Below are 2973 nucleotides of genomic sequence, written 5' to 3' on the forward strand. Positions count from 1 at the left end.
AATGAACGTGCTTGTAAGATGGCCGTTACATGGTGATATGGCTTGGTTAATAGGCGGATGTTACTTGCCAGGCGCCTTAAACCGACAGCGGTACGTTCTCTCTGTCCGGTTTTTGGGCGAGAAGGTAATGCGCTATTGACTCCGCCGGTGACGCTAAAATAAAACAGGCTCTCGATATCAGACGCTGTGGATAAGCGACGTGCTAATTCATAAGCGTAGCGCCCGATCCCGGTTAATGGATAGCGAATAGCATCGGTACCAAATAATATTTTCACGGCAACGGGGAATGATACATCCATTCCAGCGTGTCATGAAGAGGAGGCATATTCCACGAACCAATAATACTACGTAGTAATTCGGCAGAGCCCAGTAATGAGCGCACTTCATTTTTTCGCACAAAAGTGGGATTGACTTTCACCTGTATAGCATAACCCGCCATCTTACCCACTCTTTCCACTACCTCTTGTAACGAGTGACTTTTGCCAGAACAAATATTAATCACCTTTCCTATTGGACGTACTTCTACCAGTCGCCGATAGGCATTCGCTACCGCCCTAACATCACTGAAATCACGAAAAACATCACAGTTACCTAATTCAATGGTTGATGCTTTCCGTTGAAAATGACCGATGATTTTGGGCAACAAAAAGCTTCCGATTGACCCACACCGGTATAATTAAAAGGGCGTGTAATGACGATGGGTAATCGGTCAAACCACAAACGCGCCATATTTTCTATAGCCAATTTGCTGACCGCATAATCGTTGGCAGGATTGGGCAGAGTAGATTCATCTAGCACACCCTGTTTAGTATTACCGTAAATATTGGCGCTACTGGCCAGTAATACACAGCCGACTTTTGGCGCTTCGGTTGCGATAGCATCGAGTAAATTGTGTGTACCTAATGTATTCACTTGATAAAATGCATCCACATCAGCCTTTCCGACAAAGGCTACCCCTGCGAGATGCAATACAACATCAGGTTGACATGCCGCCACCACCCTATGTAACGCACTACGGTCAGTTAAATTTACCTGAGTATAGCGCGGCAAACAGGATAATCTCTCACCAATGCCATAAACCTCAAATCCCGCTGCCACCAATTCTGCTTCAACATAACGCCCAGTAAATCCCGTTAACCCGGTCACTAAAGCACGTTTATTCGTTGCCATATCAGAAAGACACTCCGTTACGATGACGGTGTAAATCGGCTTCCACCATCATTTTACATAATTGCTCCAGCGTAGTTTTAGCTTCCCATCCGAGGTTGCTCTTGGCTTTAGTGGCATCTCCTATCAGCAGATCCACTTCTGCCGGTCGATAAAAAGCGAGGTCGATACGCATAACGGTTTGACCAACCTGTAGTTTGCTCTTATCGCAATTCAAAGACGTTACTACGGCGGTTTCATTTTCTGCTGTGCCGGTAAATTCAATAGTCATGCCTGCTGCTTGAAAAGCCATACGTACAAAATCACGGACGCTTTCACTACGATGTGTCGCTAATACGAAGGTGTCTGGCTTATCCACTTGCAGCATACACCACATGCCTTCTACATATTCTTTGGCATAACCCCAATCACGTTTTGCATCGATGTTTCCCAGTGACAGGCAATCGAGTTGCCCCAAGGCGATCTTAGCCACCGAATCGGTGATCTTACGGGTTACAAACTCGCGTCCTCGTAGTGGGCTTTCATGATTAAATAAAATGCCACTGGCGCCGAAAATACCGTAACTCTCACGGTAATTTACCGTCATCCAATGCGCATACAATTTTGCTACGCCGTAAGGGCTACGCGGATAAAATGGGGTCTCTTCTACCTGTGGAATAGTCTGTGCTTTGCCAAACATTTCTGAAGTAGAGGCCTGGTAAAAACGAATTTTCGGGTTGACAAGGCGGATAGTCTCTAATAAATGTAGCGCGCCAATTCCAGTGATTTGTGCCGTCGTACTGGGTTGCTCAAAGCTCACGCCGACAAAACTTTGCGCCGCTAAATTGTAGATTTCATCGGGTTTTGCCTTCTGCAGTAAGGCGATAGAGCAGCCCAAGTCAGTCAAATCATATTCGACCAAATGCAGATTTTCATTATTCCGAATGCCCAGCTCCTCAATTCGCCAAAAATTGACCGAACTGGTACGACGATAGGTACCGTATACCCGATAACCCTTATGGATCAGTAATTCAGCCAGATAAGCCCCATCCTGGCCAGTGATCCCGGTGATAATTGCAGTTTTCATGATGATAAAATAAACCCGTTAAAATTAAAGAAAAAAGCTAGGCAGCTAGCGTTGGTAGTACGATCATTCTGGAAAGAATGTATTATCCATTATTTGTTCGAATGTCCAAGGGCATTTATCAGGAAAAATACTTTCGGTTATTCCTGTTTCTTTTGCGGCAGAAAGTCTTGCATACTCGTATACTGTGGCTAGGCGCTTTTCTTTTTTGTTTTTCAGACTTGGATTTTCATTCAAGCAATCGACAAATTTTTTACGTTGTTCTTTAATCGTAAGCAGCCAGCTTTTGCCTCTTCGGCTGTCCTGATATTTCCCATTCCAGGAGATGAGCAAGTAGCTTTTCAAGTCTAGATTCAAGCTCTCTGCGTTCACTTCGACCCATTGCTTCTATTTCCTCCAGCAAATTTTCTGCATCTAACTCATTGAAACGTCGGCTACGGAGTAAATTTGCCTGTTCTTGACTCCAGCGGTAAAAATCATCGTCATAAAGCGTGGTCATAACTTCCTCCGTTTTTTGTTGAGTGCATACTTGTAGTGACTAACTATTCTGGAAAAAATTCGTTATTTATCGTTTGCTCAAAACTCCAGGGACACTGTTTAGGAAAAATCTCTTCGTTCAGATCGGTTTCCCTAGCAGCGGATAGAATGGCGTCTCCATAAGCATCTGTCATTAATGCATTGAGTTCGTTTTGTAAACTGGGGCTTTTTGCCAGCCGGCGTACCATTTTTCGGCGCTTTTCCAC

The 2973-nt window shown here is 44.5% G+C and carries 4 protein-coding genes and 2 pseudogenes; all 6 read right to left on the reverse strand.

Annotated elements, in window-relative coordinates; genetic code table 11:
- Positions 1 to 299: pseudogene (locus REG_RS13450) on the reverse strand (hypothetical protein); the annotation flags it as partial.
- Complete coding sequence (locus REG_RS14505) at positions 272 to 643, reverse strand: Rossmann-fold NAD(P)-binding domain-containing protein (protein WP_311317258.1); 372 nt, start codon at positions 641 to 643, stop codon at positions 272 to 274. The pseudogene REG_RS13450 and the gene REG_RS14505, both read right to left, overlap by 28 nt.
- The gene (locus REG_RS14510) at positions 592 to 1170 is read right to left on the reverse strand and encodes an NAD-dependent epimerase/dehydratase family protein (RefSeq protein ID WP_006705180.1); all 579 of its coding nucleotides are present in this window, start codon (positions 1168 to 1170) and stop codon (positions 592 to 594) included. Before REG_RS14510 ends, REG_RS14505 begins: the two co-directional genes overlap by 52 nt.
- A gap of 1 nt (position 1171) precedes the next feature.
- A complete protein-coding gene (gene gmd, locus REG_RS08005) occupies positions 1172 to 2233 on the reverse strand; it encodes a GDP-mannose 4,6-dehydratase (RefSeq protein ID WP_006705181.1) in 1062 nt (353 codons plus the stop codon).
- Between the two features lie 63 nt (positions 2234 to 2296).
- Positions 2297 to 2729, reverse strand: a pseudogene (locus REG_RS08010) (DUF29 domain-containing protein).
- Between the two features lie 43 nt (positions 2730 to 2772).
- Positions 2773 to 2973, reverse strand: a 201-nt coding sequence (locus REG_RS08015; protein WP_039908019.1) for a DUF29 family protein, incomplete at its 5' end; no start/stop codon positions are given.

It is taken from the genome of Candidatus Regiella insecticola LSR1 (genome assembly GCF_000143625.1).
GTDB lineage: Bacteria > Pseudomonadota > Gammaproteobacteria > Enterobacterales > Enterobacteriaceae > Regiella > Regiella insecticola.